This window comes from Paenibacillus sanguinis 2301083 = DSM 16941, from assembly GCF_000374825.1.
In the GTDB taxonomy this organism is placed as follows: domain Bacteria; phylum Bacillota; class Bacilli; order Paenibacillales; family Paenibacillaceae; genus Fontibacillus; species Fontibacillus sanguinis.
The window spans coordinates 13,192-36,691 of the sequence record NZ_KB895376.1; the positions used below are offsets into that span (position 1 = coordinate 13,192).

General features: G+C 49.9%; 24 protein-coding genes. 3 read left to right on the forward strand and 21 right to left on the reverse strand.

The window, feature by feature from the left end; genetic code table 11:
- Positions 1-2: 2 nt before the first annotated feature.
- The 5 genes from C557_RS25115 to C557_RS0100080 form a co-directional block, all read right to left on the reverse strand.
- Positions 3-176 carry a hypothetical protein gene (locus tag C557_RS25115; RefSeq protein WP_018749763.1) on the reverse strand — a complete coding sequence of 58 codons (174 nt, stop codon included), beginning with the start codon at positions 174-176 and terminating at the stop codon, positions 3-5.
- A gap of 16 nt (positions 177-192) precedes the next feature.
- Positions 193-534, reverse strand: a complete 342-nt coding sequence (locus C557_RS0100065; RefSeq protein ID WP_018749764.1) for a hypothetical protein — start codon at positions 532-534, stop codon at positions 193-195.
- 140 nt (positions 535-674) lie between these two features.
- Positions 675-2,198 (reverse strand): MDR family MFS transporter, encoded by a 1,524-nt coding sequence (locus C557_RS0100070; protein ID WP_018749765.1) that lies wholly within the window; start codon positions 2,196-2,198, stop codon positions 675-677.
- A 158-nt stretch (positions 2,199-2,356) separates the two neighbouring features.
- Entirely contained in the window at positions 2,357-2,929 is a 573-nt protein-coding gene (locus tag C557_RS0100075; RefSeq protein ID WP_018749766.1) for a GNAT family N-acetyltransferase, read from the reverse strand.
- Between the two features lie 59 nt (positions 2,930-2,988).
- Positions 2,989-3,213, reverse strand: a complete 225-nt coding sequence (locus C557_RS0100080; RefSeq protein WP_018749767.1) for an aspartyl-phosphate phosphatase Spo0E family protein — start codon at positions 3,211-3,213, stop codon at positions 2,989-2,991.
- A gap of 217 nt (positions 3,214-3,430) precedes the next feature.
- Between C557_RS0100080 and C557_RS0100085 the strand changes: the two genes are divergently transcribed.
- Together C557_RS0100085 and C557_RS0100095 are read left to right on the forward strand one after the other, a co-directional pair.
- A complete protein-coding gene (locus C557_RS0100085; protein WP_018749768.1) occupies positions 3,431-3,925 on the forward strand; it encodes a GAF domain-containing protein in 495 nt (164 codons plus the stop codon).
- A 374-nt stretch (positions 3,926-4,299) separates the two neighbouring features.
- Positions 4,300-6,174 (forward strand): LTA synthase family protein, encoded by a 1,875-nt coding sequence (locus C557_RS0100095; protein ID WP_018749770.1) that lies wholly within the window; start codon positions 4,300-4,302, stop codon positions 6,172-6,174.
- Positions 6,175-6,229: 55 nt separating this feature from the next.
- Here C557_RS0100095 and C557_RS0100100 read toward each other — a convergent pair whose 3' ends face one another.
- The 6 genes from C557_RS0100100 to C557_RS0100125 all read right to left on the reverse strand — a co-directional run bounded on the left by C557_RS0100100 (position 6,230) and on the right by C557_RS0100125 (position 12,614).
- Entirely contained in the window at positions 6,230-6,898 is a 669-nt protein-coding gene (locus C557_RS0100100; RefSeq protein WP_018749771.1) for a PepSY domain-containing protein, read from the reverse strand.
- 640 nt (positions 6,899-7,538) lie between these two features.
- Positions 7,539-8,297, reverse strand: a complete 759-nt coding sequence (locus tag C557_RS23975; RefSeq protein WP_018749772.1) for a PepSY domain-containing protein — start codon at positions 8,295-8,297, stop codon at positions 7,539-7,541.
- Positions 8,298-8,326: 29 nt separating this feature from the next.
- Positions 8,327-9,793, reverse strand: coding sequence for a sensor histidine kinase (locus C557_RS0100110; protein ID WP_018749773.1), 1,467 nt, complete (start codon positions 9,791-9,793; stop codon positions 8,327-8,329).
- On the reverse strand, positions 9,790-10,503 hold the full coding sequence (locus C557_RS0100115) for a response regulator transcription factor (RefSeq protein ID WP_018749774.1): 714 nt from the start codon (positions 10,501-10,503) through the stop codon (positions 9,790-9,792). The genes C557_RS0100110 and C557_RS0100115 overlap by 4 nt, the downstream gene beginning before the upstream one ends.
- Before the next feature lie 36 nt (positions 10,504-10,539).
- Positions 10,540-11,598, reverse strand: coding sequence for an ADP-ribosylglycohydrolase family protein (locus C557_RS0100120; protein WP_018749775.1), 1,059 nt, complete (start codon positions 11,596-11,598; stop codon positions 10,540-10,542).
- Between the two features lie 200 nt (positions 11,599-11,798).
- Complete coding sequence (locus C557_RS0100125) at positions 11,799-12,614, reverse strand: MerR family transcriptional regulator (RefSeq protein WP_018749776.1); 816 nt, start codon at positions 12,612-12,614, stop codon at positions 11,799-11,801.
- A 111-nt stretch (positions 12,615-12,725) separates the two neighbouring features.
- Here C557_RS0100125 and C557_RS0100130 point away from each other — a divergent pair, with 111 nt between their 5' ends.
- On the forward strand, positions 12,726-13,241 hold the full coding sequence (locus C557_RS0100130) for a GNAT family N-acetyltransferase (protein WP_420805375.1): 516 nt from the start codon (positions 12,726-12,728) through the stop codon (positions 13,239-13,241).
- Between the two features lie 116 nt (positions 13,242-13,357).
- On the opposite strand, the gene C557_RS0100135 is transcribed toward C557_RS0100130, so the two are convergent.
- From C557_RS0100135 to C557_RS0100185, 10 genes are all read right to left on the reverse strand, one after another.
- On the reverse strand, positions 13,358-14,632 hold the full coding sequence (locus C557_RS0100135; protein ID WP_018749778.1) for an ABC transporter permease: 1,275 nt from the start codon (positions 14,630-14,632) through the stop codon (positions 13,358-13,360).
- Positions 14,625-15,530, reverse strand: a complete 906-nt coding sequence (locus tag C557_RS0100140; RefSeq protein ID WP_018749779.1) for an ABC transporter ATP-binding protein — start codon at positions 15,528-15,530, stop codon at positions 14,625-14,627. The genes C557_RS0100135 and C557_RS0100140 overlap by 8 nt, the downstream gene beginning before the upstream one ends.
- A gap of 266 nt (positions 15,531-15,796) precedes the next feature.
- The gene (locus tag C557_RS0100150) at positions 15,797-16,261 is read right to left on the reverse strand and encodes a DUF420 domain-containing protein (protein ID WP_018749781.1); all 465 of its coding nucleotides are present in this window, start codon (positions 16,259-16,261) and stop codon (positions 15,797-15,799) included.
- A 240-nt stretch (positions 16,262-16,501) separates the two neighbouring features.
- The gene (gene ctaG, locus C557_RS0100155; protein ID WP_018749782.1) at positions 16,502-17,407 is read right to left on the reverse strand and encodes a cytochrome c oxidase assembly factor CtaG; all 906 of its coding nucleotides are present in this window, start codon (positions 17,405-17,407) and stop codon (positions 16,502-16,504) included.
- 175 nt (positions 17,408-17,582) lie between these two features.
- A complete protein-coding gene (locus tag C557_RS0100160) occupies positions 17,583-17,906 on the reverse strand; it encodes a cytochrome C oxidase subunit IV family protein (protein ID WP_018749783.1) in 324 nt (107 codons plus the stop codon).
- Positions 17,907-17,909: 3 nt separating this feature from the next.
- Entirely contained in the window at positions 17,910-18,536 is a 627-nt protein-coding gene (locus C557_RS0100165) for a cytochrome (ubi)quinol oxidase subunit III (RefSeq protein WP_018749784.1), read from the reverse strand.
- Positions 18,533-20,383 (reverse strand): cytochrome c oxidase subunit I, encoded by a 1,851-nt coding sequence (ctaD, locus tag C557_RS0100170; RefSeq protein WP_205621580.1) that lies wholly within the window; start codon positions 20,381-20,383, stop codon positions 18,533-18,535. Before ctaD ends, C557_RS0100165 begins: the two co-directional genes overlap by 4 nt.
- A 292-nt stretch (positions 20,384-20,675) precedes the next feature.
- On the reverse strand, positions 20,676-21,734 hold the full coding sequence (coxB, locus tag C557_RS0100175; protein WP_026263216.1) for a cytochrome c oxidase subunit II: 1,059 nt from the start codon (positions 21,732-21,734) through the stop codon (positions 20,676-20,678).
- 366 nt (positions 21,735-22,100) lie between these two features.
- On the reverse strand, positions 22,101-22,856 hold the full coding sequence (gene map, locus C557_RS0100180) for a type I methionyl aminopeptidase (protein ID WP_018749787.1): 756 nt from the start codon (positions 22,854-22,856) through the stop codon (positions 22,101-22,103).
- Between the two features lie 131 nt (positions 22,857-22,987).
- Positions 22,988-23,176, reverse strand: coding sequence for a hypothetical protein (locus tag C557_RS0100185; RefSeq protein ID WP_018749788.1), 189 nt, complete (start codon positions 23,174-23,176; stop codon positions 22,988-22,990).
- Positions 23,177-23,500 lie beyond the last annotated feature (324 nt).

A 23,500-nucleotide genomic window follows, 5' to 3' on the forward strand; every position in this document is an offset into this window, starting at 1 on the left:
ATTTAGTGGGTAGGGTCCATATCTTTGCCCTTGTGGTGCTGATGAACATCTCGATGCCTGCGGTCATTAGCCTGCTGCTGCATTTGCTGCGCATCCAGTGCATTGACAGGATTACGGTCCAATTGCTCAGCAACATTCGTCAAGTTCTTATCTCTGCCCGACTTGCTTCTCGCCATATACATTCCCCTCGCTTTATGGATTGGTTAACGATGCCAAGGCTTGTGCGCATTCATGAATATGCCGGACATAGTCTCCGGTCAGTTCCTGAATCTCCGTGCTGGTCTCTGCAACCGTACGGCCCTCCCGCTCTACATCTACTAACTCCACACGTACTTCACGCGGGTCCATGTAGGAGCACTGAAAATCAAAGGAATAGAATTGGCGCCCTGCGGCATTGATATGAATCCGCAAGCTATCCGGATCGGCAAGATCGGCCTGCACCTGCGCAGAATCTCCGGGATTCAAATACTCCGGAAGCTGAGTCTGCCAGGCATTGACCAACGTGGTTTGATCTATGTTGAGTTCTCTGCTCATGCTGTCCCCCCTTTCTACAGAGGTAATTCAAAAAATCGTCTTTTGCTCACGGAGTAACTTGAGAAACGGAATTCGACTTTTTGAAGCTGCATTTTAAGTTGTGGAGGAACAGCCTGTTTTATACCTCGTTAAAGCCTCGGTTATAAGTTGCGTTGCGCTACATCTGCGGAAGCACGACTCTGCTCTTCGCCCGGTGCCCGATTACGCAGTCCCAATACACTGATTACCCCCAACACAGCAATAATGGCCATGACGATGAATAGGGTATGCAAGCTTTCCCCAAGCACATGCTTCAACTCGCTCCACAGCGCGGGCGGCAATAAATGGACCTTCTCCGGAGAGAGCAACTGATCGATATCATTCTGGGAGATCGGGGTTCCGTTAAAGGTTCTTCCCGCAGTCTGTGCAACGATATGAAGATTAATCAAGGTTCCGAAGACCGTTACCCCGATGGTTTGGCCTATCGATTTGACGAACGAATTTAGGGCAGTAGACGCACCGCGTAGACTATAGCCTACCGAAGACTGGGCAATGATCGTAAAGACAGTAAACGAAAAGCCGAAGCCGATGCCGTACAGAGCATTGCATAAAAGCATAATCCATACCGGCGTGCTCTCGCTCATCAAGGAAAGGCCTATAGCCCCCAGACTAATGATAACCATCCCGATCAACGATGTATAGCGAGAACCGCGAGAAATCAGCCAACGGCTGCCCAGCACCGATCCCAGCGTCCAACCGATGGACATCGGTGCCAGCGCCAGCCCGGAAATCGTTGCATTCTGCCCGCGTACACCTTGAATCCAAAGCGGCAAATAGGAGGTTAACCCGATTAGCAGGGCGCTAGCCAGCAGACTGGCCAGGTTCGAGAAGGCGATATCGCGAATGCGGAACAGCTTAAGCGGAACGAGCGGCTCAGCGGCCCGCTTCTCGATAAAGAAGAACAGAATCAGGCAGCACACAGCTCCGCCCAGCAAGGCAAGCATGACCGGTGACGACCAGGCAAGCTGCTGTCCTCCCGTAGCCAATCCGATCAACAGAGCCGATATTCCCACCGTAAAGGTGATAGCTCCGGCGTAATCGATGCGTGCCTTGCGTTTCTCCATTTTTTCATGCAGAAAACGAATGATGAAGACCAGTGAGAGCAACCCGAACGGGATATTAAAATAAAAGACCCAGCGCCAATTCAGCGAGTCAACCACATAGCCCCCAAGGAGCGGTCCAATCAACGACGAAATGCCCCAAACGGAGCTGAGCCAGCCCTGAATTTTGGAGCGTTCTTCGATAGAGTAAATATCGCCGATAATCGTAAACGTCACCGGAATGAGGCCTCCCGCCCCAATACCCTGCAACGCGCGAAAGACAATGAGCTGCCCCATACTATGAGCCGTTCCCGACAGGATCGATCCCGCCAGAAATAAGAGCGAGCTGATTACAAATACCGGCTTTCTGCCAAACAGGTCACTGATTTTACCAAAAACAGGCGTAGTGACGGCCATAGCCAATAAATAGGCGGTAAATACCCAGCCGAGTAGATGTGCACCACCCAAATCCCCCACAATACGCGGGCCAGCCGGACCGATCACTGTACCTTCAATCGCGGCCAGGAATGTGGACAATAACAGTCCTATGAGTATGTAATTGCGTCTGAGTGTAACCTTTGCCATAACCAAGCCTGACTTCCTTTCCTCTTCCAACACGTGTCAATGATTCCATAAGCCTCAATTATAGAGGAAAGCGTGGAAAAAAGAAAGACAGACGGCTGGCAAAGCGCAGCCATCATAAGCAGGCGGTCCGATGTTTCCATAAAACAAGCTAGCCAACCTCATCTCACTTCTGCCGAATAGTATTCTTGCTTAAGCAAAGAGCACATCAGCAGGTCAATGAATCGGCTACCCACTTGTTGATATTGGCGCAGCAGGCCTTCTTCCCTGAAGCCAAAGGCTTGCAGCAGCTTGCGCGAACCCTTGTTGCGGGGATCAACCAAAGCCTCGATCCGGTTCAAGCCCATCGTCTCGTAGCCATAGGCGAGCAGCATGCGAATCGCCTCCGACATATAGCCGTGTCCCCAATATTCACGCCCTAGATCATAGCCAATCTCACCGCGATAGGCGCCGGACAGCTCCCAGGCATTAAATCCGCAACTGCCGATGAGCTTGCGCTCCTCCTTCAGTTCAATGCCAAAACGAAGCGCATCCTCGCTCTCGGCCAGGCTGTTAAGCAAGCTGATCATTTCCCAAGCCTCTTGAACAGAAGCAAAGGCCGGAACGTTCATATACTTCGTGACCTCCGGATCACCCCAATAACGAAATAGGACCTCGGCATCCCTGCGCCCCATACGGCGCAAAAAAATTCGTTCTCCTTCCAACACGGGAATATCTCCACCGCATTTGTACACGATTGAATCCTCCTTTGTCTCAACAAATCAGCATGATCCTAGCTAATCACACTTGAGGCCTACGAGTCAAAGGAAGAAGCCTGCTTGCCCAACATTTGGCTTTGGGCCATCACGATATAACGATCCAGCCGTTGGCTTAATTCCAGCACTGTCCCGCTGCTAAAATTGTCGTCTTGCGTAGCTGCATTCATCAATTCTAGCCGCAAATGCTCGATGGTCGCTTTCAAATCATTGCTTACTTTTCTATTATTAAGGCGTGCGCCCCTTGAGGATTCAGGTACCATAAGAATCACCTTTCTTTAAAGCTTGACCTCATTTTACCGCATGATGCCAAAAAACATATTTTGCAAATTTGATAAAATTTAGCACACGATGTCGTACTTTGCAAACAGATATTAACTTCGCAGTGGAAGTTGTCCCTCAGACCCAAACTTCATTATAATGAGGTGAGATGAGTCTCGCCTGGCTGTTGAGCAAAGGCGATCCAAGGAGGAAATATACATGTTTCAGGCAGACGCCGCCAATTCAGGCTCCCGTGTAGAGCAACAACAGGCAGCTTTGACGCAGCTAGAGGCGTTAATCGCCGGTGAGAGCAGCATGATAGCCAACCTCGCCAATGCTGCTGCATTACTTAACTTCTATTTAACAGATATTAATTGGGTTGGCTTCTATTTGTACGATGGCAAGGAGCTTGTTCTCGGTCCCTTCCAGGGCCTGCCCGCATGCATCCGTATCCCTCTGGGCAAGGGAGTTTGCGGAACAAGCGCGGAGCGCCGTGAAACACTGCGCATCGAAGATGTTCATACCTTCCCAGGACACATTGCCTGCGACGCAGCCTCCAACAGCGAAATTGTCATACCACTGGTTAAGGAAAATCAGTTATTAGGTGTTCTGGATATTGACAGCCCGCTTAAAGGACGGTTTGACGCTGAAGATCAAGCCTTCCTGGAGCAGTTTGTTTCTATATTAACTGGGCAACTCCACGTATCCAATTAGCGAATAGCTAGCAAAGTTACCTGTTTAGCCTGGCAGCGGCCTATCTTCTATGCCGTTGCCTTTTCTATGTTAGAAAGCTGCTTGATGCGTGCATACTTCGATTTATGGACCCTACAGGCTTCTCCCTCTTCATTTTCCTGCTTTAATCGGGCCAATAAGGCTACAACCTCCCAATAATGATCATAAATCTTACATAAACCTGGCTTAACGTGGAATTTCCTGCTAATTGAGTGAATTGAATTATTTTCTTCTTGTGTTCATTTCATGTATTATATTAGGAGCATTAAAATTGTAAATCCAATGTAAACGCGCAAGGTGCTTCAAGCTGCCTGCACGTAATAGAGAACCATTTTGCGGAAAGGAAGGAACACGCCGTGCTACAACTAAACCGCATTCGGCTTGCAAACATCAAGCCGTTTGTTTTTTTCTCCGCTATTATGACTTTGAAAATTTATCTCGTTTGGATTGCCATCTTTGACGGGGCTCCTCCCTGGGGACCACTGCTCAAGGAAATTCCGTTTGTCTGGGTTCTGTTCTGCCTGATTGAATGGTTCGCCTCCAAGCGGAAGATTGGGCTCTATCTGACTGTAAATCTGATTGTTACCGCCGTATTCTTTGCGGCCATCATGTATCATAAATACTATGGGGTAATGGTAACCTACCATGCTCTGGAACAGGTCAACCAGGTTACGGCTGTGAAGAATAGCGTATTTTCGTTGCTGGCCCCTTACTATCTGCTCATTTTTCTGGATATCGTAATTATCAGCTTCTGGCTGTTCCGCAAGAAGGGCGCGGAGAAGCTCAAAATGTTGTTCAACTTGAAAAAAGGCAGCACCGGCGTTGTTGCCGTCATCTTTGGCATCTCGTTACTGGTCTGCATCTTTAACATCTGGCCGAACCGAGCTAGCATGAACGAGATCAAGAAGGCCGAGCAAATGGGGATTCTAAACTATGAAACCTACACGATCTTCTCGGGCAGCAAGAAGAAAGATTTAATTGATTCCAAGGAGATTACTCAAGCAAAAGTTAATCAATTGAAGGGAATCACCATTCCCGAAGATCCGAATTATTTTGGCGTTGCCAAGGGCAAAAACCTGATTATTATTCAATTGGAGTCGTTTCAGAACTTCCTAGTTGATTTAAAAGTGGATGGTCAGGAAATTACTCCTAATTTGAATCGTCTGGCGAAGGAGAATATCTACTTCAAGCATTTCTATCAAATGGTCGGGCAAGGAAATACATCTGACGCGGAGTTTGTGGTTAACACATCATTCTATATTCCGTACAATGAAGCCGCTACGCAGAACTATCCAAACAAGGACTTGCCGAGCCTGCCGAAATTGCTGAGTGAGCAAGGCTATAGTACCGCGACCTTCCATACCAATGTGGCTGATTTTTGGAACCGTGCCGAGCTCTACGATGCGATTGGCTTCGACAAGTATTATGATCAGCCATTTTTCGGAACCGAAGATACTGTTTTTTTCGGGCCATCAGATGAGGTGCTGTACAAGAAAACGGCTGATGTATTAAACAACATGCAGCAGAGCGGCCAGCCGTTCTACTCTCATGTTATTTCCATGACCGCGCATCATCCGTACACGATACCGCCAGAGAAGGACCGCATTGTGCTGTCAGAGCAGTATCAGGACAATATGGTTGGCGACTACCTGCGGGCTCAAAGCTATGCAGATTATGCGCTGGGGAAATTTGTAGAAGATTTGCAGCAGAAGGGCATTTGGGACAACAGTGTTATTGTCATCTATGGCGATCATCTTGGCCTGCCGATGTACTCGCTGGATAAGCAAGGCCTGGCACTGATGCAGGACATTTACGGACGCGAGTATACGTATAAGGATATGATCCACATCCCGCTTATTATAAGCGTTCCCGGAGTGGCCCCATCGGTTAAGGACAATGTAGGCGGTCAGGTGGATATTTTGCCGACAGTCGCTAACTTGCTGGGTATTCATCTGGACCAGCATTTACACTTTGGAGAAGACCTGTTCAATCAAACCGAGTTTAACCTGCTCCCGCAGCGTTATTATCTGCCTTCCGGTTCTTTCCTGAATAATCAGGCCTTGTTCATACCGGGGATTGGGTACAGCGATGGAACAGAGCATCCGCTAGAAACAACTGCGGCTCACCAATCACTGACGACCGAAGATGAATTCAATCGCGCTCTTGAATTGCTCCGGCTGTCAGATAGCTATGTACAGCAATTGCCCGATCGGGTTAAGCCCGAGGAGTAACTGAACCCTATAAAAGAAACCTCCAACCACGTCAGGTGTGATTGGAGGTGTATCCTTAATCTCGATCGTCGTCATCATCGTCGTCGTCATAGCGATCGTCATCGTAACGGTCATCATCATGATCGTCGTAGTCGTCATCATCGTAGTCATCATCATCGTCATGATCAATATCCAGCACCTTGCCGGTAGCCGCGGATAGTTCAACCTCGGCATAACCATACGCCGTTTTCAGCGTCACCTGATATTCCTTATGTCCATCATCCCAATCGGTCTCTACGCGAAGGACTTCGCCCTTCACTGCCTGCTGTGCCAATTTGGCTGCCTGCTGCTTCGTAATTGCTTTGTTTGCCTTGTTAGCTGCTGGTGCGGCTGGCTTGGAAGCTGCGCCTTTGCCATTTCCAACCGCCGGAGCAGCCGTTGGACGACGATCATCGTCATCATCATCTTCTTGAACCTTCAGCACCTTACCGGTCACAGCCTCAACATGCACGTCCACTTCACGCCGGCTATCCTTCCGATCGATTTCCACATCATAATAGACCACACTGCGCTTGCGCTCCAGGTCAATGTCCGTCACCTTGCCCGGCGCTTCCGCAAGTGCAATCTGCTTCGCCTTCGCCTTGCCGATGTAGGCGGTCGCCGCCTCCGCGCCCACTACTGCGCTCGTGCCTGCCAACGCAACCACCAGTCCAACTCCAAGCATCCATGATTTCTTGTTTCTCATGCGTATCCATCTCCTTCATTTCTTCTTGTTCATTCTCTTCCTGAACCGGATATCCTCGGTACGCTTCCTACTTTACCCGGCTAATCTAAGAGAACCATTACAAGAAGATTAGAATTTGATGATAAAAAAAGAATCAAACAAAAATCAGAGGTTGACATGATCCATTCGGGAGCAAATCAAAAACGAATATACCTCTAACGGGAAATCCTCATGCTAATTCGCCTGTATTTCACCAAATATGACATATAACAGGAAATCATCATGTTAATTTCGGGCTTTTCCCAAAAAATCGACCATTTCATAATGATTAGCAGGAGGAAATCCATATAAATCCCCGATTTCTGGCGGATTTGAGCCATTTAACAGGAGTTTTTCAGACTGTTGAGAAAGGGCGTAACGTACCATTTCTATGGAGAAGAACCCTTATAGGCTAAGGGCTCTTCTATGCGAGATGTACGGAAAACCAACTTTCTCAACAAGCTGAGTTTTTCCCTATTAATAAGAAGAGGAATCCCCGAATAGAACCTGGGAACCAGCGGGCATTCAGCGAATTCTTGGGATACGTGCAATGCGTCTCATAAGTCTTGCTAACGATCAACCGCTAATTTTTAGTTTGAGCCAAATAACTTATTCACATTTTTTATTCGGAATCATCGTCATGGTCGTCGTCGTTATCCTCATCATGATCATCATCCCAGGTGACAGAAATGACCTTTCCGGAAGCAGCATTCAACTGCACCTCAGCCTCACGGCCATCCGCAGTCTCAATCTCGATCAGATAATAACGCAGTCCCTCGTCCTCTTCTCTGTCGATATCCTTGACCCGTCCCGGCACCGACTTCAATGCCAGTCCTGCGGCCTCCTTCTCCGAAATCACCCCGTTTTGATCCAGCGCGGGTGTCCCTTCCCCCCCTGAGCCTTCCCCTCCACCTTTCCCGCCAGGGGGCTTAGGGTTCGGCTGCGTGGGCAGCGCCGTTCCAGGGGGTTCCTTGCCAGGTTGCCCGCCGGGAGCAGACGGATCGGAAGGAACGGAGGGAGGGCCTGACAGATCATCCTTGCCAGGAACATTGCCCTCCAAATCATTGCCGCCAGTCGGCGGCTGCTGGGCATATTCCTCCAGCCGCCGAATTTCCGCAATATCCCCGCTGGCTCTTCGTACCATCAGTTCATACAAGCCGCGCTCCGTTTTCAGAAACACCACGAAATGATCGCCTTGCGAACGACTATCCACGATGCTTCCTCTGTAGCTATTCAGCACCCTTTGCTCGGCTTCGGCAAGCGTGAGCCCGGGATCGCGATCTGTGCTATACACCATCCCTGCCACCACGGCGATGAACAGCAGCCCGCCGGCCAGAGCGAGAGCCGCCAGTCGGCTTCGCTTCCCCGTGAATATATGCATGCCCTCTCCTCCTGTCTGTCACAGGGTAATCATAAACCCTGCTGCTCATCCTCTCCAGCGTTCGCCAGCCAGATCATCGCCTTCGTGCCCGCTCCAAGTGTACTTTCCAATTCAAGCCGCGCGCCCATCGCTTCACATAGCTCCTTGCCCAGCGACAGACCAAGCCCCGTGCCTCCGGGGCCCTCTTGCTCCCTGCTTCGCGCTTTATCTACCCGGTAGAACCGTTCAAACACATGGGGAAGATCCTCCGGCGGAATCCCCTCCCCCTGATCCTTGACCGCAAGGAATGGACGGCTTTGCCGGCTTCCGACCCATAGCTCAATATTCCCTTGGCTATACTTGCGTGCGTTATCCAGCAGGATAAACAGCACCTGCTTCAGCATATCCGGGTCTGCCGAGGCCACAAGGTCCTGTGTAATCGGCGCATTGTCAGCGGCAGTATCATCAGCGGCAGCGTCATCTGCCGGAACCAATGCAGCAGCAGGTGCAGGATCCAGGCTGGTTAACACCGCTACTTCGCGGCGATGCACCTGGGAGAACATAGCGGCAATTCCCTTGGTGAATTCAACCAGATGAACCGGCTGCATATCCGCCTGCCATTCCCGCCGGGAGGTCGCCAGCAGCAGCAACTGCTCCGTCATGGTCTTCATCCGCACGGCCTCCGAATGGATCGCCTCCACAGACTCCTCCAGCAGGTCGGGTCGCTCGGCTCCCCGCCGCTTCAGCAGACTGGCATAGCTCTCAATGATCGTCAGCGGCGTCTTCAATTCATGCGAAGCATTAGACACGAACTGCTCCTGGCGGACAAAGCTCTCCTCCAGCAGCCCGATCATCTCGTTGAACGTATCGCCCATCTCCGCCAGCTCATCCCGGGATTTGCCCGTCTGCTTCAACCTGGCAAACTCACCGCTGCGAATAATGCTGCGCATCGTGCTTGTCATGCTGGCAATCGGCCGCATCACCAGCCGACCCAGAATCCCGCTGGAGATAACCACAGGCACAAGCACGGCCGCGGATACACTAATAAGCACCAGGCGCAGAATACGTAAAAGCTCCGTCAGCTCGGCCAGGCTGGACATCATCTGGACATTGGCCACCGCCCCGCTCGGGCCAATCACCGGAAGCGAAACGAAGCCGTACCGCTCCCCGTTGACTGCCACTTGCTCCAGCCTGCGCTCAATATAGAAGGCCTGCTCCTGGCGTCCCAGCTCCAGTTGATTGGCGGAAGCGACCAAAGCGCTGCCTTCTCCGGACGCCTCCACCCACCGAAGCGTTCCGTTCAGCGGCACATAAGCCCGCAGCAGCCCATTGAGCGCCACCTGACCTTCCGCCATGCGCAGCGCCTCGGCGGCCTGCTCGGTTTCGGCCAATAGCTGGCTCAGCTCCCGGTCCATCATCAGCCTGTGAAATAGCGTGTATACCGTCACATTGGCCGTCAGCAGGAGGATGGCAAACAACACCGATGAATATAAATGGATCTTACTCCCCAGCTTCATGTTGCATCCCGGAGCACGTAGCCCACGCCCCTGACGGTATGAATCAATTCCGGGGAAAAGCCTTCATCCACCTTTTTGCGGACATAGCGAATATATACATCCACCACATTGGTGTTTCCGGTATATTCAAATCCCCACACCTGGTTAAGCAATTGCTCCCTGCTCAGAACCAGCCGCTTGTGACGCAGAAGCATCGCCAGCAGATCGAACTCCCGCTGGGTTAGCACAATCTCGCGGCCTCCCCGCTCCACCTGCCGGGCCGCCTCATTAAGACGCAAATCGGCGGCGCAAAGCCACTCATCAGGATCAGGCTGCCCCTCCGCCTGAGCGCCGTTAGTTGCCGGGGTTTTGCGAAGCAGGACGCGGATGCGGGCCAGCAGCTCTTCCATGTCGAAGGGCTTGGTGACATAATCATTGGCTCCCAGATCAAGTCCGGTCACTTTGTCTGCAACCGAGCCTTTGGCCGTCAGCATGATAATCGGCGTATCGGTATCGACCGCTCTGATGCGCTGTAATAAGTCAATACCGCTAATGCCGGGCAGCATGACGTCCAGCAGCACCAGCGCGATGCCGCCCGCCTTGTACGCGGCCCAGCCCTCCACGCCATCGGGGGCCAGGCTGACTCCATAGCCTTCACTCTCCAATTCAATTTGCAGAAGTCGGGCAATCTTGCGCTCATCCTCCACAACCAGTATCGTGGTCTCACTCACCCTGTTCCCACCTCCTGCTACTTGTTCACCACGCTTCTAGTGTCTTCTTTCTTTCCGTCCAAAAGTACGCAGCAGCGTGTCCGCTATTTCTTCGATAAAGTCCTTCATTTCTAATTGATTGAGCCATGCTTCCGGGATGACTGCCATCCCGTCCCGCGCTCCCAGCAAATTGCCGCAGATGGCCCCGGTTGAATCGCTATCTCCGTTATGGTTGACAGACACGACTAAGGCCTGCGTAAATCCCTCTTCCCGTAAAGCGGAATATAGAGCAATAGCTAAGGCTTCCTCGGCAATCCAGCCTTCGCCCAGACGGGTGATGGCTTCTTCAGCAGCCAAGCTGCTATCCGCCAGCTCCATCGCCTGCTCCATAGCCGTCAACGTTTCTTCGCTATGCGGCCATTTGGTCAGCTCCTGCATGGCAGAGCTTGCACTTCCCTCCATGGTGTTACCGTTCGACAATTCGGCAATCATCAAGGCCAAGGCTCCCGCCGCCAAATAGCCGGTAGGATGCCCATGCGTCAATGCCGCTACTTCACATCCTGTACGAAACGCATATTCCGGATCATTATACAAAAATAACCCTACCGGAGCCACCCGCATCACTCCGCCACAGCCCTTGCTGTCGTTAAGCGGTTCTTCCATCGTCCCTACCTTGCCGCTTTCCAGAGCCGAAAGGCAGGTGAGCCCCGGCGCCCGGCGAGCGAACAGTTCTTCCACATCCAAAATCCAGCGTCTTGCCGCATTACCCAATCCCCTCTCAGGACGCAGCCATTGCTCATGATCCAGGTGCCCTGTCTGTGTATACAGCCATCTTAAATAGGCCGGATATACCCCGCTGCCGACAAAGGAACCAATTCCCCGTTCACTGCACCGTTCATACCCCCGCACGATCCCGTCCGCCGTAAACAACATCATCTGCGTATCGTCGGACACCAGTGCTTTCCTGGTATATTTGTCCAAGGTTAAATTTGTAATTCCCTCCGGGCCATATTGCGCCTTAATTTGCTCCAGGCTCATAAATTCTACAGGATAACCCAGAGCATCCCCGATAGCCCCGCCCAACAAGCAAGCCCTGAACCGTTCATCGTTCTTCACTCTGCATCCCCTCCCCGCTTAAAGTAACACAATATATTGATCATGCAATTGTACTAATCTTCATTAAGAACGTCTTCATTAAGAACGCGGTCTTGCTCTGCGATGCGACGGATTACTCTGCAAGGTAGCTACACGAATGGATCTCCGTTATACCCAGCTATATCAAGGTTTTTTTGGAAATTTAGGCTGCGAAAGTTGAGTTATTTATCCTTTTTGCTGACCCGGATTTGAATTTGCGTCAGAAATTCTTCCTCCAGCAGCGTATCTCTATTATCCACCTCATAGATTTCAAAGGGATTTCCCAGCACTTGCAGACTATTTTCCTCAATATGCCTGAGAGCTTCCAGCAGTCTGTCCGCGCTCTGTTGATACCCCCCGCGGTAATACACAGATAAATAATCTCCTTCAGGAAGTACGAAGTCATAATCCTGCTCCTCAGGGGACAGGATAAAAAACACCGAATCAAACACCACGGGCCTGCCTGAAGCAAGCTCATCAACACAAACAGAGGCCCCATAGAGCTGGTTCCCAAAATCAGGGATCTTGTACTCGTGCTTGGCATGCAGTTTTTTTACGGCGAAATCCATTTCTTCATCTCTTGTAATCTTTACATTGAAACGCAAGCAAGGGCGGACAGGCAGCTTCTCAACTTTGAACATCCCCGTACTGACCTTTGCTGCAGCAGATAACACCTGGATTCTTTCCTGAATTCGCTGCTTCCTTTGTTGCAGCTTCCTGATTTGCGCCTGGATCAGCCGCTGCTCCTCATGCAAAAGCGTCAAAGACTTATCCAGACACTGATCATCGAGATAATCCTTGATTTGCTGCATAGAAAAGTCGAGCATGCGCAGATCGCGAATAATATTCAGCTTATAGATATCATTCAAACCATAGATACGATAATTGCTGGCATTTCGACGCGGTTCTAATATACCCAACTCTTCATAGTAACGCAAAGAATCTACACCAATGCCATATAGCTTCGAGATTTCACTTATTTTATAATAGTCTCTCATTGACCCTGCTCCTCAACAAATTCAACTCATGATCCTCACTTGACTCTAGTATTGTACCAGAGTTTAGAGTGGCTTATACAGGTCAACAATTCAAAACACCGATGTTAAGGAGTGAGGAAGTTGATTCAACTGAAGAACTTTGATCAGGTATACAGCATCATGGAGAAGTCCTTTCCTGTTACAGAATTCCGGACCTATTCAGATCAGAAAAAACTGCTAGCGAATCAGAATTATCAGATATTAACCGAAACCAATACAAATAACGAGGTCATCGCTTTACTCTGCAGCTGGGAATTTGATTTTTTTAGATATATTGAGAATTTGGCCGTCTCCCCGACGATTCGCGGCAAGGGCATCGGGAATCAATTAATGAGGCGTTACATGGAGCAATCCGAACTGCCGATCATTCTGGAGGTCGAACCTCTGGAGACGGAGCTGCAGCGGAAGCGGGTTCAATTCTACGAGCGGCTTGGTTTTCACCTCAATAGTTATGATCATATCCAGCCTCCCCTACGGCCAGGCAATCCGCTATTGCATTTGAAGATCATGAGTTACCCGGAGCTTTTGACCGACCTGCAATATGAAAAGATGAACAAGGTTCTGCTTGAGCAGGTTTACAATAGCTGACCCGGAGCTACATTAAAGACTCAGGAAGCGGTGTATAGCACTCCACTCATCGGAATCAGGCTGTCCCACAGCCTGATCACCGATAGAATTGGGGGATTTATAGCAATTTGTAGTCTCTACATTTTGTAAGCCTTCATCGCTTTGCGCAGCTCCTTGAAGGTTGGACGCTTTCCATAGAGCAGAACGCCTGTGCGATAAATCTTCGCGGATAACCACCCGAAGGCGAGAATGGCAATAACCAATATGACTAACGACAAGACAATTTCCCAGATCGGCGGTGTGCCGAGGCCCACCCTCACAATCATGGACACCGGTGAGACGAACGGAATATAAGAGCTCACCTTCATCAATAGGGAATTGGGCATACTGAGGCTAAAGATACCGATGTAGAAGGCCGCCAGAGTCAGCATGGTGATGGGCATAATCGCCTGTCCCAATTCCTCTGTACGGCTGACCAGCGAGCCAATAGCCGCAAACAACGTCGCATATAAGAAGTAGCCAAGTATATAGAAAATGAATCCCAGGATGAGTACCTCGATTTGAATGTCGGATACATCCAGGTTAAAGTCTGCCAAGACCAACCGATTGTAAGGCAGCGCGATGTTCAGTGCAATGACCCCGGCGAAGATACCGATTTGCAGCAGTCCAATATAGAACATCCCGATGATTTTCCCGAACATCTGGGCTAGTGGAGACACACTGGTAATGAGGATTTCCATAATTCGCGAGCTCTTCTCCGCAGTCACCTCAGCCGAAATCATATTCCCTGTCATCGTGATCGTCATGAAGAACAGAATAATCAGCACGTAAACGAGTACGTAATTGAATTCCCCGGCCTTCTCCCCCTCTGCTTGCGCCGCGCTTGTAGAGACTTGAGCTACACCAAGCTGTACGGGAGCATTCAAGGCAGCGAGCTGCTTCTCGCTGAGCATCCCCCTGGTCAAGTACTCGGTCTTGACATTTTGCAGGGCGGCTTGCAGTGTCGCCTGGAGACCTGGGCTAATCGTGCCGGATTTTGAAGTGTAGGTGATCGCCGGGAAGCTGTCCTCAGTACCTTGAGCAAACATAAGGTAGCCATCGATTTCCCCGGATTGAACTGCTTGATGAAGCATCGTCTCATCGGCTGCCTCGTAAGGGAGCAGCTTGTAGTCCTGCGCAGACTGCTTCTCTAGATAGACTTGCAATGACTTCGCCAGCTCCGCTTGTTCGTTATAAACGAGGCCTATCTGCTGCGGCGCTGTCTCTCCAGCATGGGTAAAGCGGTCGATAAAATAGGGTACGTGCAGACCAACCGATACCAGCAAAGCCAACACCAGCGTAGTAATCACAAAGGACTTCGTCTTCACTTTGTTCATGAATGTAAAGGCAATCACTGTACCCATTTTATGCATTCGACTCACCCACCTCTTTGATAAAGATTTGATTCAGGGTTGGCTCTTTAATTTCAAAGTGCTCAACTACACTAACATCCATCGCTTTGCGCAAAATCTCCTGGGCGGCTAAAGCCTGGGTTATCCGAATGACGTATCCCCGTTCACTTCGTTCCACCTGCCGCACACCGCTAATTTCTTGTAATCCCGTGACCTCTCCAGCCGTATGCAATAAAACCTCTTCACGCGGGTAACGCTTCTTGATCTCCTTCAGGTTGCCTTGCAGCACCGTTTGTGAGCGATGCAGAATTGTAATGTTTTGGCACAATTCCTCCACATGCTCCATGCGGTGGGTGGAGAACAGAATGCTCGTTCCCTGATCCCGCAGCTCCTTAACCGTCTCCTTCAATAATTCCACGTTGACCGGGTCCAGCCCGCTGAACGCTTCATCCATAATGACCAGCTTCGGCTTGTGCACGATGGCAGCAATAAAGCCCATTTTCTGCTGATTCCCCTTGGACAACTCTTCAATTTTCTGATTGTAATATTCCGGAACGTCAAAGCGATCCAGCCAGTATTTCAGATTTATAGCGGCTTCCGCTGCATTCATCCCGCGCAGACGGGCCAGATATATAATCTGATCACTCACCTTCACCTTAGGATATAACCCCCGTTCCTCGGGTAGATATCCCATGAGAGATTGAAGCTCCTTGCTGTAAGGCTTGCCATGATAAGTGATTTGCCCTCCGTCCGGATAGATCAAGCCGAGCACCATGCGCATGGTTGTCGTTTTGCCCGCGCCATTGGCCCCCAGAAGACCGTAAATTTCTCCCTCTTCAACCTGTAGTGAAATTGGACTTACCGCCGTCTTATCCCCAAATTGCTTCATGACCTGATTCAGCACTAACGGATGTGTCATGCTCCCTCTCCCTCCCTGTCCCTTATTAATTAATCTAATAAACAAGCTACCGCTTCTCCAACAAGTCCAACAGGCGGATAAGCTGGCAGCCACAATTCCAATTGCTCTCTCTGATTCATGAAGTTCTGTTCCTCTCCTTCTCTGCTCTTATGTTATACACTTTGCTTCAGAATGATTTCAAGCCCGGGACATTCCTCCAGAGAAGTATAAAAAAAACGATACAAAGGTATACCCTTCATATCGCCATTTTTCATTAAATCAAATCATTACATACCAAGAATAACTTCCCAGACCGGCTTTGTGTGGCCACCCGGATAGAGCAAATACAGCAGCACATATACGGCTACACCCGTGATTGCTGTCAAGAACCAGATTACCGAGGTAACCCTGCCCCATTTGCGGTGCTTTGCGTATTTGGCTTTAAAGCCAAGCACCAGTGTCGTAATACCAAAAACAGCCGCGACCGTCGCGAGAATAATGTGGAAGATCAGGAAGGTCTGATAATAGCCCTTCAAGCTATCCGGTCCGCCCCATGAAGTATTGCCGATAAATACTGTTCGTGACATGTAAATGATGAAGAATAGCAACGCAGCAACAGCCGCGCCAATCATCGTCTTCTTGTGCGCTTCCCGCTTCCCCTTGATAATCAGCCACCATCCGATGGCTACCAGCACGGCACTAATTACAATAAAAGCAGTGCTGATGGTCGGGAACAATAAAAATATATCCAAGTTTCTTCCTCCTAAACGGTGATTTTCTTATATTTAGATCAGTTAGACAAGTGATTTACGCAAAGAAGCAGACGAGAAAATGTTCTTACGATCGCTGTTGCTCATGGATTTCTCTTATCTAATAGATTCTTATGCGGTTGAAATCCACTCACAAAGGCGAACGCTCCGCTTCTTCAGAATCATTTTTCTCGCTTGCTTATTCAGCCTATTCTTTAGTCCAACTAATTATAGACTTAAGCCTCAAATGAAAGAACGAGGCGGTATTTCTTCTTCCGCAGACTCATGGTTCTCCTGCTTATACCACTGAACGAAGACGTAGGCCAGCATCGAAGCGAAGATGATCTCCTGAATGAACTTCATCAGGATGCCTCCCACCTGCTGGTCAACATCGGGCGGCAAATAGCCAAAGAACTCCGGTCCTCCAAACTCGCTAAGCAGCTTGGAAGGGTCGCCGGACACACAATATCCCATCGCCCGCGACCAGATTGCAGGATCACTGTAGGTAGCGTACAAGGGCTCCTTAGCAAAGATAATCAAACCGCAGGCTGGCGTCAAGAGGACCATATTCAGAAAGATAAAGCCCAGCTTCTTGAGTCCCTGCACTCCCGCCTTCTCAGGCAATGGGGAAGCCAGTGTCCACCACATCAGCAGCGCTGCTATGAACAAGACGATATAGTACAGGCGATGCACCCCGAAATGCAACATTACATAGTCATGCACTATCGGAAGATGGTAGAACGAGAATAGCCCGTTGAACACCACCGCAGCAACCACAGGGTGAATCATAAACCGCAGCTTCCTTAGCGGGGTATCCCGGAGAAAGCCGACCACTCGTCTCCATACCCAGGGTGGCAGTCCAAACATTAGCAACGGAGGAGCAACCAGATAAGACAAAGCCATGCTGATCATATGAAAGCTGAACATGATATGACCAAGCAGCTCTACTGGACCACCCTGGGCCATGTAAAGCAAGAAAAGTCCCAGAACAAACAACACTTTCCGGAAGGTCGGTGTCGCCTCTCCCGATCCCCATCTTTCTGAGCCCGGGCCAATCAGTACAATATATCCCCCGAGCAATAGCAAAATGACAGCCAGAAATACCGGACTCCATACATCGGCAAATTTAAAATATTCCAAGCCAAGCACGTTCATCCCTCCTTTCCTGCCGATGTTAGTTCTGTCCAAATTGTGAACAAGTCCCTAATAACAGACAAAAACGGTGACAGCATCCCTCTAAAAAGGGGTTCAACAAGAACCCGACTATTAAGGAATGGTACCGTTTTTGCAGAAATCATTTTCCGCTGAAATTATATTACTACATCTACCACCACATCCAATACAAGGCGGCAATAATGGCCAGGAAGGCAACGAAGAAACCACCGGCCATAAAGATAATCGGGATCATATGCCCCTTATCCTTCATGTGCATCCAGTAACCAAGTTGGACCAAAACTTGCAATACTGCCATCACCAGCAGCAAGATCACGGTGAAGGCCACATTCACTCCGCCGGCGGCTACAGCCGCAAATGCGATCAGCGTCAGGACGATCGAGAAAATAAAAGCAATGACATGCTTCTCAGGTCCTTCATGTCGCCGGCGCTGCTTCACTATCGGTGCACGTCCTTCCGATTCCTGATTGACCATAGGCTAGACCACCCTTCCGAGCAGATAAACAACCGTAAAGATGAACACCCATACCACGTCAATAAAGTGCCAGTACATCGCTGCCACATAAATCTTCGGCGCGGTAACCACGGTGAGCCCCTTCTTTAACAATTGCCCGATCAGCAGCGCAATCCAAACGATTCCGAACAATACATGCGCCCCGTGAAAACCAACGAGCGTATAGAACGCCGAGCTAAAGGCGCTCGTTGTCATGCCGTATCCTTTGTGTATTACGTATTCAGCGAATTCATAAATCTCCATGCCCAGAAAGCCCAGGCCCAGCACAACTGTCGCACCAAGCCAAACGGCCAGCTTCCTCTTGTCTCCCCGGTGCATCGCCTGAATGGCAAATACGCTCATTAAGCTGCTGACTAAGAGAATAAAGGTCATGGCCGCAGTCAGGGGCAAGTGAAACAGCTCCTTGGCGGAGGGACCGTCTGCAACTTGATTGCGCAAGGTCAGGAAGGTGGCAAACAAGGTTCCGAACAATACCGCCTCACCGCCAAGAAACAACCAGAAGGCCAATATTTTATTGCGCCCTTCCAGCGTGGCCTTCTCCGGTTCCAACGGAAGTGTCTCCGCTGCGTTTAGCGTTTGTGGCGTCGTCATGCTTTGACCTCCTTCCCGTTCAGTTCCTCTGGCTCAATATGCCAGCCCGGGTCATCATTCAAGGAACGAAGCAACATCGAAATGAACGTAATCCCCAGACCGATGCCGACAACAATGTATTTGTTGAAGAGAAAATTAATCAGGCCATGGCCAAAATCATCATTTGTGAACATAAAGCCCAACCCCGCTATAAACAAGCCTACGGACATGATGAACGGCAAAATGGTTGGTGATGGCATGTGAATTGGCCCTACAGGCTCAGCCGGCATCATCTCGCGATTGCCAGCCACCTTCTCTTTCCAGAAAGCATCGATACCACGCACCAGCGGAATTTGCTTGAAGTTGTACTCTTCCGGCGGCGACGGTATAGCCCATTCCAGTGTACGTCCATCCTCCCAGGCATCCGCAGCCGCATCCTGCGGCCGCTTGGCCGTAATTGCCGCATTGACCAGGAATATAATCACGCCAACGCCCATCAGGAATGCACCAATGGTGCTGATCAGGTTCATCAGGTCAAAGCCCTGATTCGGCAAATACGTAAATACGCGTCGCTGCATCCCGATCAAACCAAGGAAATGCTGAATGAAGAAGGTCATATGGAAGCCGATGATAAAGGTCCAAAATTCCCATTTGCCTAATCTCTCGTCCAGCACACGACCGAACATCTTTGGCCACCAGTAATGCAGGCCAGCAAACAAGCCCAATACCAAGCCCCCGACAATAACGTAGTGAAAATGCGCCACTACAAAATAAGTATCATGGTATTGGTAGTCGGCAGGCGCTGAGGCCAACATCACGCCTGTCACTCCGCCCATCACAAAGGTCGGGATAAACCCGGAAGCAAACAGGTTAGCTGTGGTAAAGCGAATTTGTCCTCCCCACATCGTAAAAAGCCAGTTAAAAATCTTAATCCCGGTCGGTACGGCGATCAACATGGTGGCAATGGAGAACAAGGCATTGGCAACCGGTCCCATCCCCGTGGTGAACATATGATGCGCCCAGACCATGAAGCCAAGGAATGCAATCAGGATGGTAGCGAACACCATGGAGCTATACCCGAACAACCGCTTGCGGGAAAAGGTGCTGACTACCTCGGAAATCATACCAAAGGCCGGCAAAATCAGAATATAAACCTCGGGATGACCGAATATCCAGAAAATATGCTGCCAGAGAATCGGATTCCCGCCATTCGCGACGTCAAAAAAATTGGCGTCCAGAATCCGGTCGAATGTCAATAACACGAGACCTACGGTAATCGCCGGGAAAGCGAACAGGATCATCGCGGACGTCACAAAGGTGGTCCAGGTGAACATCGGCATACGCATGAAGGACATGCCCGGAGCTCGCATTGTAATGATTGTCGCCAGGAAGTTAATCCCGCCGATCAGCGTACCCAGGCCAGCGATTTGCAGACCAATCGTATAGAAATCAACCCCATGCGTCGTGCTGTATTCTGTGCTTGATAGCGGAGTGTAGGCGGTCCAGCCTGCATCCGGCGCTCCACCCATAATCCAGCTCAGGTTCAGCAGCAGTCCGCCGAAGAGGAAGGTCCAGAACCCCAGCGAGTTAAGGAATGGAAACGCCACATCACGCGCGCCGATCTGGAGCGGAATAACAGCATTCATCAATGCAAAAATAATGGGCATGACACCCAGGAAAATCATCGTAGTCCCATGCATCGTAATGAGTTCGTTAAATTGCTGCGCGGTTACAAAATCATTCATTGGCTTGGCAAGCTGAATACGAATTAGTAAGGCCTCAATACCGCCGATGCCAAAGAAGAAGCCGCCAGCCAGCAAATACAAAACGGCGATTTTCTTATGGTCGACTGTCGTCAACCAATCCATCAACCCCTTGTGCCGCTTGACAGTGTGGGCGTGAGCCAAGGTTTGTACCTCCTTTAAATTCCTATCCATCCGGTTCGTTCTGGGAAGACGATTTTTTGAACAACCTCTAGTAGAGTACAAGTTCAAAAAGTCGGGTTTACAGGACCGAGAAGGTTGGATGAAGCTAGGGACTGAGTAGCGGAGCGTAGACAGATCTACGTGAGCAACGGAAGGCCCGGCTGAATTCAAGATTCGATGTCGAATACACTTCTCGAACAGCTTCGTTCTGGGAAGACGATTTTTTGAACAACCTCTAGTAGGATAAGGTGCTGTTCGCCAGATACTCGGCAATCGCCTCAATCTCGCCATCAGTCAGCCCCAGGTCCTCTTTGGGGCTTGGCATCTTGTTGCCCGGCTTCACCTTCTGCGGGTCGGTCAGCCACTCTACCAGATTGTCCTTGACCGGCTTTCCGTTAATTGGATTGCCTGAAGCCTCGGCGTTATGTAGAATACTCGCCACCGTCTCTCGATTGCCAATCCCCGTAAGGTTAGGTCCAAGCGGCCCTCCCTGATCGCCAACTGCGTGGCAGCTCAAGCATTGCGCCTTGAACACTTCTGCCAGCGCCGGATCTTCAATCGTCTGGACCGGAGCCTTCATCGACTCAATCCAACGGTCGAACGACTCCTGACTTACAGCCTTGACCTTGAACTCCATGAAGGCATGGGAAGTCCCGCACAATTCGGCGCATTTGCCCAGGAATACCCCTTCATGGTCTGCTTCCAGCCAAGCTTTATTGATCGTTCCATCCGTGTTGGTATCCGTCTTGCCACCCAGCGAAGGAACCCAGAACGAGTGCAGCACATCGGCTGTCTTCAGCTCAAGGGCAATCTTCTTCCCCGTTGGAATAATCAAATCCTGAGCTGTTGTAATCCCGTATTCCGGGTAAGCAAATTCCCACCAATACAAATGCGAGGTCACCTTAACCTTAACCGCATTGGCATCCTTGGAATAATCCTCTCCAAAGGCAAAAACCTTCTGTACCGTAGCTACCGCCAGAATCAGAACCAGTACCAGCGGAATCGCCGTCCAGAGGATCTCCAGCTTATGACTGCCCTCAACCTGCTTGGGAATCTCCGTCTCCCCAGGCTTGCGGCGGAATTTGATCCACACATAGGCAGCGATGCCGAACACCACGAGCATCACGGCTATCATGATGGTAATCGACAGCATAATCAGCCCGAATTGGCCTTCCGCCACAGGCCCTTGCGGCCTTAGCACAGACAGGTCTTCACGGCCGCATGCGGACAGGATGAGCGATAGCATGGCAAACAAGGGTAATAGCCGCCTTACAGCCTTCCACGATTTCATCATGATCTACCCCACTTCTTCCGTTTTCTTCCGTTTCATTTCATCATTTCTGCCACATACCATTTAGAAATTGCAATTAATACCACGAAAAGCATGTTTGTGTCAATTATAATGATCACCTATTAAATATATGATCGAACCCCTTTTTTGTCAATGATTCAACATTGGTTTCCAAAATTATGAAAACCAAAAAAATCCGTATTCCACAAGGTTTTGTTAGCGTTTTCTATTTTTGAATTTGTGTTTGAAAGGGCTATCAAAAACAGACGAATTTAGACTATGCAGCCAGGCTACAGCTTAAGCCCGTTTTTGACATTTTTCTAAACTTTTCGACATCAAGACGTAAAAAAAAAGAGAGGTTGCCCCTCTCTACTCTACAACAGATAAAACTAACGGCCCATCTTCCGTAATAGCCAGCGTATGCTCATAATGTGCACCGAGACTTCCATCCGCTGTCCGAATGGTCCAGCCATCATCTTCCCATAGAACTGCACCGGTCTCACCACCTGTAAATATAGGCTCAATGGTGATTACCATGCCTGGCTGCAAGGTAATCCCTGTGTGCGGCCGACCGAAGTTCGGCACATCCGGCGCTTCATGCATAACTCGGCCAATGCCATGCCCAATCAGGGCCTTCACGATACCGATCTTGGATGCCTTGGCTACTCGCTGCACCGCATAACCAATGTCGCCGATTTTATGCCCCGGCACAGCCTGAGCAATACCTGCCAGCAGAGCTTGCTCCGTTACCGTCAGCAGATTCTCCGCGGCCTCGCTAACCTCTCCGATCCGATACGACCAACCTGAATCCGCCAGCCAGCCCTTTTTGTTCACCACGATGTCAATCGTCACGATATCTCCTGCTTCCAGCTTGCGTGTCCCGGGAAAACCGTGGCATACCACATCGTTCACCGAAGCACAGGTCGCATAAGGGAACCCGTGATACCCCTTCTGCTCCGGAGTCGCCCCGCGCTTAGCGAGGAACGACTCCACAAACGCATCGATCTCCATCGTGGTGATTCCAGGTCCGATCAGACTGGCAATGCCTTGGTGGCATTCCGCAAGAATGTTACCTGCCTCACGAATTCGGGCAATCTCATCTTTTGTTTTTAAACGCACCTTCACGTTCCTTTGTCTCCCTTCCCATACTCCACTTTTGCCTTTGTCCGGTTCAAGACGGCTTGGCCCTAGACAAAAAAACGTCCCGGACGCATCACCTACGCGCCGGAACGATCATATACTTGCCTATTAATCCATCAAGAAACGGAGGAATTCATTTTTCCCATTTCATGCTCTACCAGGTGAGTCAATTCCTCCTCATAGCCGCCCATAATACGATATTTACGAACATATTCTTTCACGAACTTCTTCGGATCTTTAGGTTTAAAGATTCGGGTCATTTCCCGTAAACTTTCTTTTACTTCATCATGACCTTTCGTTGCCATAACTCTTTCCCTCCCAGAACGTTTAAGGTAAATGCTCCGATTTCGTGACGCCGAAAAGTGTTTGGTGAAATTCTTGAAGTCGTGCCGGCTATTCAGTTGTGAAAAAACCTCCTATTGCTTATTGTAGCATATTCAGAAACAGGTTTCAGCTTTCTTTCAAACATACATTTATGCAAGCGTTTTTTTCATTGTACGCAAATTCCTCTCAAAAAATGCAGAAACTCCGCAAGCTCACAGCTCACGGAGTTCATGCCAAGCTCCTGATCTATATACGATTGCTGCCGATCGCGGCCAAGCGGTTCTTTCAAGGGAAGGCTCGTCATA

What these genes read in the sequence shown, in the direction of transcription:
- C557_RS25115 (WP_018749763.1), bottom strand. Translation starts at nt 176, where the DNA reads ATGGCGAGAAGCAAGTCGGGCAGAGATAAGAACTTGACGAATGTTGCT.
- C557_RS0100065 (WP_018749764.1), bottom strand. Translation starts at nt 534, where the DNA reads ATGAGCAGAGAACTCAACATAGATCAAACCACGTTGGTCAATGCCTGG.
- C557_RS0100070 (WP_018749765.1), bottom strand. Translation starts at nt 2,198, where the DNA reads ATGGCAAAGGTTACACTCAGACGCAATTACATACTCATAGGACTGTTA.
- C557_RS0100080 (WP_018749767.1), bottom strand. Translation starts at nt 3,213, where the DNA reads ATGGTACCTGAATCCTCAAGGGGCGCACGCCTTAATAATAGAAAAGTA.
- C557_RS0100085 (WP_018749768.1), top strand. Translation starts at nt 3,431, where the DNA reads ATGTTTCAGGCAGACGCCGCCAATTCAGGCTCCCGTGTAGAGCAACAA.
- C557_RS0100100 (WP_018749771.1), bottom strand. Translation starts at nt 6,898, where the DNA reads ATGAGAAACAAGAAATCATGGATGCTTGGAGTTGGACTGGTGGTTGCG.
- C557_RS23975 (WP_018749772.1), bottom strand. Translation starts at nt 8,297, where the DNA reads ATGCATATATTCACGGGGAAGCGAAGCCGACTGGCGGCTCTCGCTCTG.
- C557_RS0100110 (WP_018749773.1), bottom strand. Translation starts at nt 9,793, where the DNA reads ATGAAGCTGGGGAGTAAGATCCATTTATATTCATCGGTGTTGTTTGCC.
- C557_RS0100125 (WP_018749776.1), bottom strand. Translation starts at nt 12,614, where the DNA reads ATGAGAGACTATTATAAAATAAGTGAAATCTCGAAGCTATATGGCATT.
- C557_RS0100135 (WP_018749778.1), bottom strand. Translation starts at nt 14,632, where the DNA reads ATGCATAAAATGGGTACAGTGATTGCCTTTACATTCATGAACAAAGTG.
- C557_RS0100140 (WP_018749779.1), bottom strand. Translation starts at nt 15,530, where the DNA reads ATGACACATCCGTTAGTGCTGAATCAGGTCATGAAGCAATTTGGGGAT.
- C557_RS0100160 (WP_018749783.1), bottom strand. Translation starts at nt 17,906, where the DNA reads ATGGTCAATCAGGAATCGGAAGGACGTGCACCGATAGTGAAGCAGCGC.
- C557_RS0100165 (WP_018749784.1), bottom strand. Translation starts at nt 18,536, where the DNA reads ATGACGACGCCACAAACGCTAAACGCAGCGGAGACACTTCCGTTGGAA.
- ctaD (WP_205621580.1), bottom strand. Translation starts at nt 20,383, where the DNA reads ATGGATTGGTTGACGACAGTCGACCATAAGAAAATCGCCGTTTTGTAT.
- coxB (WP_026263216.1), bottom strand. Translation starts at nt 21,734, where the DNA reads ATGATGAAATCGTGGAAGGCTGTAAGGCGGCTATTACCCTTGTTTGCC.
- C557_RS0100185 (WP_018749788.1), bottom strand. Translation starts at nt 23,176, where the DNA reads ATGGCAACGAAAGGTCATGATGAAGTAAAAGAAAGTTTACGGGAAATG.